Origin of the sequence: Lactonifactor sp. BIOML-A5, assembly GCF_009677585.1 — a bacterium.
Lineage (GTDB): Bacteria > Bacillota > Clostridia > Lachnospirales > Lachnospiraceae > Lactonifactor.
This window is the reverse complement of record NZ_WKYV01000002.1, coordinates 181,006-196,080: the sequence shown is the minus strand read 5'-3', so window position 1 is coordinate 196,080 and position 15,075 is coordinate 181,006. Positions and strand designations below refer to the sequence as shown.

12 protein-coding genes are annotated in these 15,075 nt (G+C 49.6%); 11 read left to right on the top strand and 1 reads right to left on the bottom strand.

What is annotated here, in order from left to right:
• Positions 1–209: 209 nt before the first annotated feature.
• Genes GKG41_RS02340 through GKG41_RS02330 form a run of 3 tightly spaced genes read left to right on the top strand, consistent with a single transcriptional unit; the run spans position 210 to position 4,667 of the window.
• Complete coding sequence (locus GKG41_RS02340; protein ID WP_154256869.1) at positions 210–1,922, top strand: ABC transporter substrate-binding protein; 1,713 nt, start codon at positions 210–212, stop codon at positions 1,920–1,922.
• 15 nt (positions 1,923–1,937) lie between these two features.
• A complete protein-coding gene (locus GKG41_RS02335) occupies positions 1,938–3,407 on the top strand; it encodes an FAD-dependent oxidoreductase (RefSeq protein ID WP_154256868.1) in 1,470 nt (489 codons plus the stop codon).
• Positions 3,408–3,422: 15 nt separating this feature from the next.
• On the top strand, positions 3,423–4,667 hold the full coding sequence (locus GKG41_RS02330) for an iron-containing alcohol dehydrogenase (protein WP_154256866.1): 1,245 nt from the start codon (positions 3,423–3,425) through the stop codon (positions 4,665–4,667).
• 48 nt (positions 4,668–4,715) lie between these two features.
• Here GKG41_RS02330 and GKG41_RS02325 read toward each other — a convergent pair whose 3' ends face one another.
• Positions 4,716–5,795, bottom strand: a complete 1,080-nt coding sequence (locus tag GKG41_RS02325) for a LacI family DNA-binding transcriptional regulator (protein ID WP_154256864.1) — start codon at positions 5,793–5,795, stop codon at positions 4,716–4,718.
• A gap of 287 nt (positions 5,796–6,082) precedes the next feature.
• Here GKG41_RS02325 and GKG41_RS23075 point away from each other — a divergent pair, with 287 nt between their 5' ends.
• From GKG41_RS23075 to GKG41_RS02290, 8 genes are read left to right on the top strand one after another with little or no spacing between them, the layout of a single operon-like run.
• Entirely contained in the window at positions 6,083–7,138 is a 1,056-nt protein-coding gene (locus tag GKG41_RS23075; protein ID WP_173015509.1) for a thiamine pyrophosphate-dependent dehydrogenase E1 component subunit alpha, read from the top strand.
• Between the two features lie 17 nt (positions 7,139–7,155).
• The gene (locus GKG41_RS23070; RefSeq protein WP_173015508.1) at positions 7,156–8,139 is read left to right on the top strand and encodes an alpha-ketoacid dehydrogenase subunit beta; all 984 of its coding nucleotides are present in this window, start codon (positions 7,156–7,158) and stop codon (positions 8,137–8,139) included.
• Positions 8,140–8,152: 13 nt separating this feature from the next.
• The gene (locus tag GKG41_RS02315) at positions 8,153–9,331 is read left to right on the top strand and encodes a dihydrolipoamide acetyltransferase family protein (RefSeq protein WP_173015507.1); all 1,179 of its coding nucleotides are present in this window, start codon (positions 8,153–8,155) and stop codon (positions 9,329–9,331) included.
• Positions 9,332–9,345: 14 nt separating this feature from the next.
• A complete protein-coding gene (gene lpdA, locus GKG41_RS02310; RefSeq protein ID WP_154256860.1) occupies positions 9,346–10,749 on the top strand; it encodes a dihydrolipoyl dehydrogenase in 1,404 nt (467 codons plus the stop codon).
• Between the two features lie 3 nt (positions 10,750–10,752).
• Complete coding sequence (locus tag GKG41_RS02305; protein WP_154256858.1) at positions 10,753–11,607, top strand: triose-phosphate isomerase family protein; 855 nt, start codon at positions 10,753–10,755, stop codon at positions 11,605–11,607.
• Positions 11,604–13,058 (top strand): lactate racemase domain-containing protein, encoded by a 1,455-nt coding sequence (locus tag GKG41_RS02300; RefSeq protein ID WP_154256856.1) that lies wholly within the window; start codon positions 11,604–11,606, stop codon positions 13,056–13,058. The genes GKG41_RS02305 and GKG41_RS02300 overlap by 4 nt, the downstream gene beginning before the upstream one ends.
• Positions 13,051–13,845, top strand: a complete 795-nt coding sequence (locus GKG41_RS02295) for a sulfite exporter TauE/SafE family protein (RefSeq protein ID WP_154256854.1) — start codon at positions 13,051–13,053, stop codon at positions 13,843–13,845. Before GKG41_RS02300 ends, GKG41_RS02295 begins: the two co-directional genes overlap by 8 nt.
• Positions 13,846–13,883: 38 nt before the next feature.
• A complete protein-coding gene (locus GKG41_RS02290) occupies positions 13,884–15,059 on the top strand; it encodes an ABC transporter substrate-binding protein (protein ID WP_154256852.1) in 1,176 nt (391 codons plus the stop codon).
• The last annotated feature ends 16 nt before the right edge of the window (positions 15,060–15,075 follow it).

Below are 15,075 nucleotides of genomic sequence, written 5' to 3'. Positions count from 1 at the left end.
GATTTTCTCTGCCGGGAGAATAGAAACAGGAGCTTTGGCATTTTCAGGGTATGACAAAAAAATGACAGGCAAAAAAAGGTGTCAAGTTTTTGGCAAAATGAATTAATTGACACATGGTCTGGAACTGTTGAAAATATCTGAAAAAACTGCAACAATGTTAGCAACGAAAAGACAATAACAAATCAAGCTTCAGGAAAGGAGAGGTATTTATGGCATTACAGTTCCATTCGATTCTCGATCCCAGGGGGTATCAAGAGAGGAGAAAGATTACACTGGCAACAAGAGTATCCCTGGAAGAATTAAAGACAGGAAAAATCCTGTTTTATAATAATACAAAATTGGGATTCTGCAATTACTACACCGTATTTGACCGCATCAAGGAACATCTGAGAGAACTGGGAATTGAAAACTTTGTGGAGTATACGGAGACCGTGAGAGGAAAGGACGCGGGCAAACTGAAGGAATACGCGCAGATGCTGGCGAAAGAAAAACCTTCTGCGGCAATTGTGGCATTTGGGGATATGGGGACCTCCTCATCTACAACCGTGTTATCCATTGCTCTGGAGGAGCTGGGAATTCCCACCGTATATATGACAGCACCTCCCGGAACCGGGATCACCGAAGGCGTGGGCGTCTACAGGGCCGGTCATCTCTGCCTGTGTTCGGTAGATATCTATCAGGCCAGTACTGTAGAGGAGATTGAGGCTGAAGTAGATAAAAAATGGGATTATATTATCCGTTCCCTTACAACAAACGGAAAAGAGCTGGAGGAACTGGCGCGCATCGATTTCAAGATGGATAAGATTCCCCCGAGAGAGGACGGACTTCTTCCCCTGTCAGAGAACCTTTCGGTAGAAGAAGAAAAGCTGCTGGAACCAGGGGCTTATCTGGAAGAAATCAATGACTTCTTTAACCAGGAACATATCAGCGACGGTCTCCCCATCATTCCCCCCACAAAGGCCAGATATGAGAGGATGATGGAATACTGCCCCTTCCCGGAAGATATGGTGTTGTGCAGCGCCAGCGGACCCAGCGGCAAGGAGGTGACCGTAAAGGATGTAGCCATAGCCGCTGTTATGGCGGGATGCAAGCCTAATGCCATGCCGGTGCTGATTGCTGTATTCAAGGCATTAAATAGTCCTCTGTATAACCTGAACCAGTCTGTAACAACCTCCCATCCCGGCGGAAACATGGTGATTGTGTCAGGACCTATAGCCCGGGAGCTGGGTATTTCCGGCCGGCAGGGCTGCCAGGGACCGGGGTATCCGGCCAATGCCACCATCGGCCGGGCGGTGAATTTGGTTATTATGAATATTTTCCGCTCTGTTCCGGGTATCTGCGATCTCGACTGTATCGCTTCCCAGGCTGAGTTTACCTACTGCTTTGCAGAGGAGCCGGATTTGGCACAGTGGAATATGATTAACGAGGATCATTTTGACAGTGAGACTACAACCGTATATGTGCTGAAGGCGGAGCCTATTCACGATATTATAGATTTCCTCAGCCTGGACGGCCATGATCTCCTGGATACCATAACCCACTGCTGTACCACTCTGGGTTCCAACAATGCTTATATGCCAGGCCCGCTGGTAGTATGCCTTACTCCTGACCACGGGATGATGCTGAAAAAGAGCGGATACACAAAGGAAATGATCCAGGAACATATCCACACGTATGTATACCATGAGGTTCCTATGGTTAGAAACCGGGGACTGGTTCCCGTGCGGCCGGCCAGCTTTGCCAACCGCCATCCGATGCCGGTGACCAGGACTCCCAAAGATGTGGAAGTCGTGGTAATCGGGGGGAGAGGGGGTCACTCCGGAGTCATTCTTCCCTGGGCGCTGCACAGCGAAGGGATTGTGGAGCCGGTTGCACTTCCGGATGGAACGATAGCAAAATCAATTGAAGAATTCAAAAAATAGACAGGGGGAATTTCTATGGCACGAGATCAAATCGTTTATGACAAAAAGTATGATGTAATTGTATGCGGGGGCGGAACCTCAGGGGTGGCTGCAGCCATTGCCGCAGCCAGAGCAGGCGCATCCACTCTTCTGGTAGAGCGGGTAGGATCCCTGGGGGGCCAGCTCTGCTTCTCAGGCCCTCCGGGATTTGCCTTTGCCCATCTGTTCAATCCTCTGGGTGAGCAGGACGCGGGGGGAATCATCGAGGAGATTCACAGCCGAATGCTGAAGGAGGGGCATGCCCTTCCCCATCTGAAGCCGGAACACCGCCTGGAGGCAGGGTATACCTTCTCTTATGTGGATCCGGACTGGTTCTCTATCACTATTTTCCAGATGATGGAGGAGGCTGGTGTGGAACTTTTACTGCACAGTCTTGTGGTTGACGTGACAAAGGAAGAAGAAAAGGTAACGGGAATTGTTGTGGAGAATACCAACGGAACGGTTGTAATTGAGGGCAAGATTGTCATTGACTGTACAGGTGAGGGAGATATAGCAGTGAGAGCCGGCGCTCCCTACGAATATGTGGACAGAAATACTGTACAGCCCCATACCATTTCCTTTACAATGGATGGTGTGGACTGGGAAGAACTGATGAACTGGATTCATCAGAATCCGGAGCAGCTGGTATGGTTTGAGCATACGCTTCCCCACTGGTCTGATGAGAGAAAAGAGGAGGCCCATCAGAAAGCCCTGGAGTTCTATAAAACCTGCAATGATCCTGCAATGTTCGGTGAGATGATGGGATTTATTGACTTTCACAAGATGGGACTGGAGACAGGCGAATGGCATGAATTCAGCGGCGTAGGCTTTTTCATCACTCCAAGAGAGGGCGGGCACCTGCAGGCCCATATGCAGCATTCCTCTCAGGTCCCCTTTGTCCTCACAGACGATGCCTGGGATCTGACAAAAGGCGAGATTGAGTGCAGAAGACAGAATGCAATAGCCATCAGGTTCTTCCGCAAATATATTCCCGGATTTAAGAATGCATACCTTACCAGGATGTGTCCCGAGATGCGGCTGCGGGAAGGCAGAAGAATTATGGGGGACTACAGGCTGACGAGGGACGACGTTGCAGAGGGCAGGGAGTTTGGGGATGTTATCGGCAAGAGCCACTTCAAGGCGGGGGCCCATCACACAGTTGACAAGAATACCATTGCCCAGGTAGAAAAGGTCTGCCCGAAGGACGGGGGATCCTATGATATTCCTTACAGATGTCTGGTTCCGCAGAAAGCAGAGAACCTTCTGGTGGCGGGGAAACATGTATCCACAGACCGGGATGCATATCTCAGGTATCTGCATCAGACCATGATCACAGGCCAGGCGGCAGGCGTGGCAGGAGCTCTTTGCAGCAAAAAAGGTGTTTCACCCAGAGAGCTTGAGGGTGATGTAAGCGAACTCCAGAAAATCTTAAAAGAGCAGGGAGCAATTTTGGACGGTACACACTAAACAGGGAGGTTTCATATGGCAAGAACAAAGAAATACTTACAGTTCGGAATTATGCAGCGGATCTATCAGGGATCAGGGTGCATACAGATGATTCCAAATATTTTGGAAACAGAGGGATGGGATCGTGTGATGCTCATCGCGGATCCGGGGCTTTACAAGGCTGGTGTGATAGATCCCTTTGAAAAAATGTTAAAAGAGGCAGGGATTTCCTACTTCATCTTTGATAATGTGCGCCCTAATCCGGAAGCGGCAACCATTGACGGGGAGGCTGTCCCGGCATTCCGGGAGTTCGGGGCCCAGGTAATGATTGCAGTAGGGGGCGGCAGCACCATGGATACCGCCAAAGGCGTGGCCATCGTTGGGGATTCCGGCAAAAAAGTCATGGATTTTATTGGAATCCCGCCCCAGGTACCGCTGAAACATAAGACTTATCCAATGATTGCAGTACCTTCTACTGCAGGTACCGGAAGCGACGTGTGCCGCAACGCAGTAATCTGTGACGAGAATGGATTCAAACTGGTGCCTTCCCACGATTCCATACTGCCCTCCTACGCGGTTCTGGATCCGGATCTGCTGGCGGGGCTTCCCTTCCACATTGCGGCTGCCACAGCGGTGGATGCCCTCACACACGCACTGGAATCCTACACAAGTATGAGTGCCAACGACTTTACTGAGCTCTTTTCTCTTCACTCACTGGAACTCATCGGCGACTGTATCCGCCCCTTTGCAGCAAACCCGGCTGTGGATGAATACGCGGATAAAATGAGTCTGGCCTGTATGTATGCGGGATTTTCTCTGGGAATTGCCAGCATCGGCCAGGATCACGTGATTACCCATCCTATGGGAGAGGAGCCCTTCCACATGCCCCACGGAGATGCCTGCGCTATGGCGCTTCCTGCTGTGATTGAATGGAACGGCCTGGGGTGTAAGGAAAAGTACCGGAAGGCATATAACGCTCTGGCCAAACAAAATGTGTCAGAGGGTGATTTCCAGGTGAAGATGCTCATTGACTGGGTAATACAGCTGAACCGGGATCTCCACCTGGCATCGGATAAAAGTTTTGAGGCGTGGGGATACAGCGGGGAAGAGGTATTGGAGAAGATGCTCCGGCACCCCATCTTTAACAATAAGGATAAGACAAAAAATCCTGACTGCAATTATCCCAGGGTAACAAGGATGAAAGAATTTGCACATATAATTGAGCGGATTGATTACTATTCCAAAGTTACCACGGGTGAGATACCGTATGAATTTTGCTGATATGAAAACCGTAGATTAATACAAAGGCTGACGCAGAGCTTTTAAGCGTCAGCCTTTGTGCTCTGCCTTGGGGAGTTCTACGGATGCCGAATGTTTTCTGGGATTGGGAGTACAGCTGTCACGCACCATCAATGTGCTTGGTAGCTGTATGACCGCGGGTACGGAGTGAAGGCCGTTGATTCTGTCGTCCAGAATCTTCACAGCAAATTTTCCCAATTCCCGGTTCTGCATATTAAACGTAGTGAGTCTGGGCTTCATAAATTTAGCCATCTCTATATCATCCAGACCAATGACAGATACATCCTCCGGTACACGGTACTGATAATCCGTCAGCGCGCTGATTACCCCGATGGCCACCATATCATTGGCGCAGCAGAAAGCCTCTGGGATCTCTCCGCTTCTCAGCAATTCTATAACAGCATTATAGGCCTGTTCTGTGCCAAGCTGAATATTTTTGCACAGATTCATATCTAACTTCAAATCATTGAGTTTTACAGCGTCTGAAAAAGCGCGGAAACGATGCTCATTTAAGATGTCCGATTTCTCTGAGGGAATCGTCCCTATAAATCCAATCTTTGTAAACCCACATTTTACCAAATAATTCACGGAATCTACAATGGCCCCGTAGCCGTCGCAGATTACCTGGTCAATGCTGACATCCAGCTTATTCAGCCCGGTATACACCATATTCAGAGTTAGGGTATTAAGAAAATTCATTATTTTTTTGCTTACACGTCCCATCAGAATAACGCCGTCCGGTGAGGTGTCGGAGATTCTTTTGCAGATCGATTCCGCACTTTCCGTGGAAGTGGAGAGGGTGTGTGTAATGGAATAGCCCATCCGTCCGGACTCCTCCTGGATGCCCAGCAGAAGCTGGGAGAAAAAGTAATCATTGTAGGTATCGCTGGCAGACGCCAGAAAGCAGGTGAGATTCCTGTGCGCCGGTTCTGGAATGTATGTCTCAGTCTCCGGGGTGCGTGTATAGTATCCCAGATCGTAGGCTGCCTTTATGATGCGCTCTGTGGTTGCTTTGCTGGCCGGTTTGCTTTTGTCATTGTTAAGCACCCGGGAGACAGTAGAGACAGATACCCCAGTGGCCTGGGCAATCTCGTAAAGCGTAACTCGCATAATTCAACCTCCTAATCTATTCTATTAACTCAAAGCATACACAAAAAAATTGGAATGTGCAATATAACTAATGGAAAAATATTCTAATAATATTGAGAGATATTGCTGGATTACTGGCCAAAAAGGCAGATATAACAAAATAAACAAAAAAGATGCCGCATATTTGTTATAAATATGGATAAAATCCAAAAATATTGCGTAGAAGTAAGCAAATAATTTGTGGTATGATACAGATAAGTTAAAGCTTTTGTTATATAGTCTGCCAAGGAGTTATGGAGGAATCAGAAATGGAGAATGAAAAAGCAGAACAAATCAAATCAATTATCCCCAGTTATACACCTATGAGGGAGCTGCCGGAGGACTTGACCCTGGCTGAGGCAAAAGAAATGTTCTACAGGATCTGTCAAATACGGGAATTTGAGTTAAAGGTGCGGGATTTATGGAGGGCAGATAAGATCAGGGGTATGTGCCATGCGTATTATTACGGGGAGGCAATCGCTGTGGGGGCCTGCTATGCCCTGGAAAAGGGGGATTACATCACCAGTACCCACAGAGGACACGGGCATGCTCTTGCCAGGGGAGCTTCTCCGGGAAGGATGTTCGCAGAACTGTTCGGAAAGGCGGAGGGCTACAACAAGGGGAAGGGAGGCTCCATGCATATTGCTGATGTGGAAAGCGGAATCCTGGGAGCAACGGGGATTGTAGGCAGCGGCATTGCCCCTGCTGCAGGGGCTGCTCTCTCGGCAAAGCTTCAGAAGAATGGGAAAGTATCACTCAGCTTTTTCGGGGACGGAGCCTGCAACCAGGGCCCTTTTTCGGAAACTCTGAACATGGCGGCAGCCTGGAACCTGCCGGTAGTATTTCTATGCGAGTATAACCAGTGGGCCATAGGGACGGACTACTGGAGGGTGACAAAGGAGCACGACGCCTATAAGAGGGCAGAGGGCTTTGGGATGCCAGGGATACAGATTGACGGATTTAATGTATTTGAAGTGTATAAAGCCGTCAGGGACGCAGCAGCCAGAGCAAGGGCAGGGGAAGGCCCCACCCTGATTGAGGCCCGCTATATGAGGATGCTGGGCCACCATGTGGGGGATGACCAGAACTACAGAGACGAAAAGGACCTTGAGAGAATAGCAGTACTGTACGAGATAGAACCGGTGACGAGGACCCGGGAATTCCTGGAGGGCGCAGGAGTCCCCGGGAAGGAACTGGAGGATATACAAAAACGGGCGGCAGCTGAAATTCAAGAGGCCATTGCATATGCGGATACCCAATGCCATGAGCCGTCTCTGGAGACACTCTACGAGGATATCTATGCAGACGGTGAGATCATTATCTGAAAAGAGGGAGAAGTGTTATGAGCATAAAAACAGTGAGAGAAGCTTTAAACGAGGCATTTGCCGAGGAGATGGAGCGGGACAGCAGTGTATTCATTATGGGGTGTGATGACGGCGTGAAAGGAAATCCTTTTGGCGTAACCATGGGTCTGGCAGACAGGTTTGGACTGGAGCGTGTAATCGACACCCCCATATCCGAGCCTGGGTTCACCGGTATGGGTGTGGGAGCTGCTGCCACGGGCATGCGTCCTGTTGTGGAAATTATGTTTTGCGACTGGGTTACCCTTGCCATGGATCAGATCGTCAATATGGCGGCAAAAATGCGGTACATGTTTGGGGGAAACGTGGAAATGCCTCTGGTCATACGGGTTCCTATAGGGGCCGGGGGAGGGCAGGCTGCACAGCACAGTCAGTCCCTGGAGTCCTGGTTCAACCATGTGCCGGGACTGAAAATTGTAGCGCCCTATACACCTGCTGATTGTAAGGGACTGCTTAAGGCAGCCATAAGAGACAATAATCCGGTTATGTTTTTTGAGAACAAACGAACCTATGCGGTGAAGGGAGAGGTCCCGGACGAAGAGGATTACCTGGTGGAGATAGGAAAGGCTGCTGTTTCCCGGGAGGGACGGGATGTTACCCTGGTGACCTATTCCAGTATGGTAAAAACCTGTCTCCAGGCAGCCGAAAAGCTGGAACAGGAAGGAATTTCCTGCGAGGTAATCGATCTGCGGACACTCCTGCCTCTGGATTACGATACGGTGATTGCTTCCATTGAAAAAACAGGCAGGGTCATTGTGGTCCATGAAGCCTGTAAACGGGGGGGAATGGGAAGTGATATCGTGGCCGAGATCAATGAGAGAGCCTTTGATCTTCTGGATGCCCCTCCCCTTCGGGTGGGGGCCCTGAATATTCCGATTCCCTATAATGCGGTTCTGGAATCTGCCGTATTGCCGGATGTTTCAGATGTTATAAGTGCGGTTCATAAAAGCTTATCCAATGATTGAGGAGGGAGACTCTATGCCGAAATACTTAGTTTTGCCTAAAATTGGAATGAATATGGAAGAGGGAGTGATCGACGAATGGCTCATAAAACCCGGGGATAAGGTCGAAAAGGAACAGATTGTGCTGCGGGCAGAGACAGACAAGGCTGTTCAGGATATCTTTGCCACGGATGCAGGAATCGTGTACAAGCTCCTGGCGCAGCCGGGAGATACCGTCCCCTGTCAGGAGAAAATTGCGATCCTGCTGGAGGAGGGAGAGGAGTATACGCAGGAGAGGGCAGATCAGAACAAAGCAAGTGCAGATCCTAAGCCGGAACCTGATACGGCGGACGTCCCTGAGAGGAAGCCGGGAGGAAAGGCTGCCGGACAGGAGAGAAAAAGAGGGAAGGTGCGTATCTCGCCTCTGGCAAAGAAGATGGCGGAAGATTTAGGGATTCCCATAGAGGAGCTTTCTCCGAAAGAGGAAGGAAAAAGAATTGTGAAAGCGGATGTTCTCAGGTATGAGGCGCCTGTTTCCCGGGACGCATCTGTCTTTGTGCCTTTTACTCCCAGGAGAAAAGCAATTGCGAGACATATGCTGGAAAGCGCAAATCACAAACCGCGGGTGACCCTGGTAACCACCGTTGACTGTGAAAACTTAATTGCCTTTCGGGAAAAGTTAAAAAAGCAGACCAGAGTGTCGTACAACGAAATTATCGTCAAGGCATGTGCAGCTGCTTTGGGGGCATATCCCCACATGAATTGTATTACGCAGGAGGGAGGATTCTGCATAAAGAAGGATATTAATATCGGTGTTGCTGTGGATACCCCTGACGGACTCCTTGTCCCGGTGCTTAAAAACGCGGATAAAAAAGGAATCTTTGAACTGGCAGGTGAATTCGGGACCTTGACAGAGAAGGCCAGAAACGGACGGTTATCCGGGGAGGATATGAGCGGGGGAACCTTTTCCGTTTCCAACGTGGGGATGTTTGGAATTGAGTCCTTTGACCCCATTATTAATTCCCCGGAATGCCTGATTCTCGGGGTGGGCTGTATGAAAGAGACAGCGGCAGTGGTGGAACATGAAATATGTGTCAGAACCTGTATGCAGATTTCCCTGTCATTTGATCACACGGTATTTGACGGCGCAGCTGCGGCAAAATTGCTGAAGGCGATCAAGGATTTGCTGGACGATCCGGTGATGATGCTGGCCTAGCGGAGGGAGAAGAGATGGATAAGAAAACAGTAACAGTGATAGGAGGAGGTCCGGGAGGCTATGTGGCTGCCATCCGGGCAGCGCAGCTGGGGGCGGAAGTAACCCTGATTGAAAAGAAACGGATGGGGGGCACCTGCCTTAATATAGGCTGTATCCCCACCAAAGCGCTGCTGGACAGCGCCCATGTATACCACGAGGCGGGAGCGTCCGCCGGAATCGGCGTTGTGGCCTCGCCGCATCTGGACTGGGAAATGGTTCAGGAACGGAGAAAAAGTGTAATTGACAGACTGGTCTCGGGGGTTGAGGGGTTAATGCGATCCAACAGAATAAGAGTATTGTACGGTTCGGCGGGCTTTCTGGATCCCCATACGGTGTGCGTCAACATGGCAGACGGCCAAAAACAAAGGGTTTCCAGTGATTTCTTTATTCTTGCAACAGGTGCTGAGCCTCTGGTGCCGCCCATTCCGGGAGCCGGGGGAGACATCTGCATTGACAGTACGGCGGCCCTCTCTCTGGAAAAGGTACCCGACAGTATGCTCATAGTAGGGGGCGGTGTGATCGGTGTTGAACTGGCAACCGCATATCACGAGTTCGGCACCAAAATTACAATTGTGGAAATGGCAGGGAATATTTTGCCTAACATGGACAGGACATTGTCGGAAAAGCTGAAGGCAGACATGGAACACAGGGGCATGCGCATTATGACTGGAGCAAAAGTCTGCAAGTTTGAGAAAAAAGGTGACATGGCCGCCTGCTGTGTGGAACAGGAGAATACACAGATAACCCTGGAAGCGGAAAAGATACTCTTGTGCATAGGAAGAAAGGCCAGCCTGGAAGGGCTGAATCTGGAGAAAGCAGGTGTCAGGGTTGAAAGAAGGATCCTGACAGACTCCTTTATGAGAACCAGCGCAAAGCATATCTATGCCGTGGGAGACTGCAACGGACAGCTGATGCTTGCCCACGCGGCGTCAGAACAGGGCATGATCGCGGCTGAAAACTGTATGGGAGGGTCCCGCAGCTTTGACGGAAGTATATGTCCGGGGGGAGTGTACTCCTTTCCTGAACTGGCGGGTGTGGGATTTACGGAGGAGCAGCTGCGGGAAAAAGACATATCTTACCGGGCCGGAGTATTTCCCATGGCAGCCAACGGCAGAGCTTTAATTTACCGGCAGGACACCGGGATGGTAAAAGTACTGACGGGGGAGCCATACGGGGAGCTGCTGGGAGTACATATCTACGGGGCGCAGGCAACGGAGCTGATCGCCGAGGCAGCCCTGGCCATAAAACTGGAAGCTACTGCAGATGAGCTTATTGACACCATTCATGCCCATCCAACGCTGAGTGAATGTGTGCGGGAGGCAGCTTTGGCGGCGCAGAACCGCGCCATACATACGGGCAACAAAAAGACAAGGGGGTAGAGCATGAAGCATATTTTTTTGAACCTGAAAAGATTCGACATTACTAAGGAATACGGGGGTGTTAACAGTCTTGCAGAGCTGCCGGAATGGGCTTCTTATATTATAAAAAACACCCAGGAAGGACTTAAAAAGTACAGAAAGGAGGAGGTAGAGTTTATCCATTTCTTTCCGGAGGCACATCTTATGAATGCAGTGGAGGCTCTGGAAAAGGACAGCCCGGTAATGATAGGAAGCCAGGGCGTCTACAGAGAGGATGCCGCCGTAGGAGGGAATTTTGGTGCATTTACTACTAACCGTACTGCATCAGTAGTGAAGGCTATGGGATGCGGCGCCACTTTAATCGGACACTGTGAGGAACGAAATGACAAAAAGGGGGTGCTGAAAAAGGCCGGGATATGGGATCCCATAGCGGTAAACGGTCTGCTGAACGAAGAAATTTTGTGTGCCCAGGCAGCGGGCTTAAAGGTTTTGTACTGCATCGGTGAATCGGCAAAGGAGCAGGAACGGTGGAAAGAGGTGCTGGGAGAACAGCTGGAGACAGGGTTGAAGGGCGTGGACAAAGAGGGAGTTGTCATCGGATATGAACCCATATGGTCTATCGGTCCCGGGAAGACTCCGGCCGGTAAAGAATACATAACGGAGATTGCACGATTCATCAAAGAAAAAACGGGCGGCATGGATGTGGTATACGGCGGAGGCCTAAAGGCAGACAACGCAAAGATGCTGGCATCTATTGAGGAGATTGACGGGGGATTGATTGCCCTGACCCATTTTTCAGAAAATATTGGGTTCTATCCGGAGGAATACCTGGAAATTGTACACTTATATTTAGGAGAACAGGGAGGAGAGGGCGAATGAACGTTGAGTTTGAGTATGGGCATGGCACGATGACAGCCGACCTGCCGGATACAGCAGATGTATTTATTCCAGGGGAGACCGTTCCTGATCCCCCCCACATTCCGGAAGCAGAAATTTATGAACGCACAAGGGAGTCTGTGCGCAGCCCCATTGGAATGGAGCCTCTTGGGAAGCTGGCCCATAAAGGGAGCAAGGTGGTTTTTGTAATACCCGATATTGTGAAAGGCGGCTGCCAGGCCGCTTCCCACAGAAAAGTTGCCATTAAGGTAATGCTGGAAGAGCTATATGCTGCAGGGGTTGAAAAGAAAGACATTCTTCTTCTGTTTTCCAACGGACTGCACCCCAGAACTACGGTGCCGGAGATGAAACAGATCCTTGGGAAAGAGCTGTTTGATGAATTCTATCATACCAATCAGATTACCAGTCACGATTCGGAGGACTATGAACACCTGGTGGATCTGGGGACTACCAGTCGGGGGGATCCGGTTATTATGAACCGGTATGTATACGAGTGTGATATCCCTATCCTTATCGGTCATACCCAGGGAAATCCCTACGGGGGATATTCAGGGGGGTATAAGCACTGCTCCACAGGCATTACCCACTGGAAAAGTATTGCGTCCCACCATGTACCCCAGGTAATGCACCGCCCGGACTTTACGCCGGTCTCCGGACATTCCCTGATGCGGACGAAATTTGACGAGATTGGCAGGCATATGGAGGAAAAGATGGGACATCCATTTTTCTGCTGTGACGCGGTATTGGACACCTATTCCAGGCAGATAGAGATTAATTCCGGCTACGCTGCCGAGATGCAGAGGCAAAGCTGGAAGACGGCAAATATCAGAACCTATGTACCCTTTGCCGAGCAGAAATATGATGTTCTGGTCTTCGGTATGCCCCAGGACTTCCACTACGGAAACGGTATGGGCACCAATCCCATTCAGATGATGCAGGCATTGTCTGCCCAGGTAATCCGGCATAAACGTATTATGAGCGACCGGTGTGTAATTATCTGTTCCTCTGTCTGCAACGGCTACTTCCACGATGAAAGGTGGCCGTATCTAAGGGAATTATATGAGATGTTTCAGCATGACTATATGAATATTCTGCCGGACATGAACCGCTATGGAGAGTACTTTGCCACAAAGGAAGAGTATATCCGGAAGTACCGTTTTGCCAATGCGTTCCATCCCTTCCATGGATTCAGCATGATGAGCTGCGGGCATATCGCAGAGGAAAATACCTCGGCAATCTATATTGTAGGAGCCCAGGAACCGGGAATTGCCAGAGGCATGGGACTTAAGACAAGAGCAACCTTTGAGGAAGCTCTGGCAGATGCGAAAAAGAAGTATGTGGGGGAAGATCCGAAGATACTGGCACTTCCCAAGACGTTTAAGCTGGGAGCTGTCCATCTGTGTATGAAAGATGATGATCTGCAAAATGTATGATTCATCGCTGCTCATAATTTATCTAATCAGTTTTCTGGCTTCCGTCCTTGGATCTGTCTGCGGCATCGGAGGCGGAGTAATTATAAAACCCGTGCTGGATTCTTTTCAGCTCATGGACGCGGGCACGGTCAGCTTTTTATCAGGGTGTACCGTACTGTCCATGACATGCTATTCCGTAGTGAGCGTCCATGTGAAGGGAGACTCCCGTATTGACTATAAAGTCAGCACGTTTCTGGGGATAGGGGCAGCCGCAGGAGGCTGTCTGGGAAAATGCCTCTTCGAAGTACTGAACCGCTGGTTTTCTGATTCGGGTCGGATCGGCGCTGTTCAGTCCGCGGCCCTGTTTGTCCTTACCATAGGGACACTGTGTTATACACTGCAGAAACATAAGATTCACACAAAGCAGATCACCGGCAAGAGTATCTGTGCATGTATAGGAATTATACTTGGGATTATGTCCTCCTTTTTAGGGATAGGAGGGGGCCCCATCAATTTGGTCCTTCTTTACTTTTGCTTCTCCATGGAAACGAAAGTGGCTGTTCAGAATTCCTTATATATTATACTCATATCCCAGGCCAGCAGCGTGATCTTCACAGCAGTGAAAGGGAATCTGCCGGCTGTCCGTCCGGCGCTTCTGCTGGGGATGGTAATATTTGGAATTTTAGGGGGAGCAGCGGGGAGAAGGCTGAACAGCAGAATTAATTCACATATAGTGAATAAGCTTTTTATTGCAGTCATGCTGATAATTATACTAATTTGTGTCTATAATTTTGTGCAATATATGTAAACTACTGAAAAAAGCAAACATAGAAAGGAGAAAAAACTATGAAAAAGGTGCTGGCGTTTACATTGGTAATGTCATTGGCGATGGGAGGTATGGCAGGATGCGGTGAGGGGTCTTCCTCCAAGGAGGAGACGAAAACAACGGCAGGGAAGGACTCCAAAACAACCTGGGATATACAGCCCCTGGAGGAAAGGCAGACGCTGGATATTGCATACTTCTCCGGGGTTATGCACTCTCTCCCAATTTATATTGCAGATGAAAAGGGCTGGTTTGATGAACTGAATATTGACCTGGAGTATTCCTCTTTTACCAGCGGCCCTGCTATGATGGAGGCCAACGAGAGCTGGGATATCGCTACCACAGGCAGCCCCGGAGTTTTGGTGGGCATGCTGGGATATGATGTTTACTGCATCGGCAACTGTGAATATGACGCGGTTCTGAATCTGTATACCCGGGAAGACTCTCCTATCTATCAAGCCGGAAAAGGGAAGGTAGAGGGGGCAGAGGAGTTATACGGCACTGCAGAAGAATGGGCGGGAACGGAATGGCTTCTGCCTGTGGGCACCACCACAAATATTGTGCTGAATTCCACCCTGTCCCTTCTGGGTCTGACAGATAAGGATATCACAATGGTAAATATGGATAACAGCACAGGTTTCACCGCCTTTAAGGCAGGTGAGGGGGATGGTGTGTGCCTGTCCCTTTCTGTGGCCCTGGAAGCAGAAAAGGCAGGATATAAAAAGGTCAGCGGTCTGGATATTACAGGTGATTTAATCGAATGCGGTATCTGCGCAACGGCAGATGCTCTGGAAAATAAAAGGGATGCTGTTAAAAAGTTTTATGAAGTGTATTACAGAGCCAGCGAGTGGATTGCTGACAATATGGAAGAGGCAGAAGCGTACTATCTGGAAACCTGTGAGATTGAAGGGATAGCATGTGACGAGGAAACCTCAAAATATATCTGCGAAAGAAGAAACAGCCCGACGCTGGAGGATGTAATGGAGCAGCTGGACACTACCGTAGAGTATGCGCCTTACACAAAGCGGGCAGTTACCAAAGCGGAGTCCGATTTGCTGGTTACCCTGGACTTTTTTATTGACACCGGAAAGTATACAGAGAAAGACCGGGAATTCGTGCTGGATAACAATATGTTTGATCCAAGCATTGCCCAAGAGGTTCACAAGGAAATGACAGAGGCCGGAAGATGGAATTATTAACCCATAATCATAGAGG